At 33.1% G+C, this 1084-nt stretch carries 1 pseudogene; it reads right to left on the reverse strand.

Annotated features, from left to right (window positions below):
* A pseudogene (locus FOF46_RS31050) lies at positions 1 to 571 on the reverse strand (IS3 family transposase); the annotation flags it as partial.
* Between the last annotated feature and the right edge of the window lie 513 nt (positions 572 to 1084).

A 1084-nucleotide genomic window follows, 5' to 3' on the forward strand; every position in this document is an offset into this window, starting at 1 on the left:
TTTTATTATTATAAGTTTCTATGGATTGTTCTATTAATTTTTTGAGTTCTGTTCCATTATTACAGATATTGATTAAAAATTCACCTTTCAATATTCCATTGATTCGTTCAGCAAGTGCATTTTGATAACAATCATATCCATCGGTCATTGATGAAGTTATCTGATGTTTTTTTAATTCAGTCTGATAAATAGCAGAACAATACTGTAATCCTCTATCGGAATGATGTATTAGGTTTTTAGTAGTTTTTCTATTACGATTTGCCATTTTGAAAGCTTGTACTACATTTTCTGCACTGATATCATCGCTAAGATGGTAACCCATTATTTTTCTACTATAAGCATCACTAACCAATGATAAATAATGAGTCCTTTCTCTACTTTTAATATAGGTGATATCACTTACAAAAAACTCTTCGGGTCTTGAAGGGTTAGTATCTTTCATTAAATTAGGATGTTTTCTAAGCCAATGTTTAGAATTTGTGGTTTTTGTATAGTTTTTCTTAGGTTGTATCAATAGGGATTCACTACGCAGGTAATCGAATAAGGCATCTCTCCCTATTTTAATTCCTTGACGNATCGCTAACAAAAAACTCTTCAGGTCTTGAAGGACTAGTATCTTTCATTAAATTAGGATGTTTTCTAAGCCAATGTTTAGAATTTGTGGTTTTTGTATAGTTTTTCTTAGGTTGTATCAATAGGGATTCACTACGCAGGTAATCGAATAAGGCATCTCTCCCTATTTTAATTCCTTGACGATCAAACTCTTGTTTTAATAAAAAATATAGCTTTCTAGTGCCTAATCTAGGCATATCCATCCGAGTTTGTTGTACCAGATGTTTTACCTGACTAAGTTGCTTATTACGAGCCAGTGATCGCTTTTGTGATTGATAGATCGCCTGTCTACTGATCCCAAACAATCGACAACAACGTGACAGACTTATTGGTCTTTGTTGCTGGATGCATCGGATTGATTGGGTAAAAACTTTTTTCTGATCCCAGTACCATATTGTTTATCTGAAATATCGATCATGGTATTGAGAATCTCATTTTTGAGTTTTTCATCCGAAAGCTCACGCTCTAATCG

The organism is Aquimarina algiphila, assembly GCF_007489275.1.
Classification (GTDB): domain Bacteria; phylum Bacteroidota; class Bacteroidia; order Flavobacteriales; family Flavobacteriaceae; genus Aquimarina; species Aquimarina algiphila.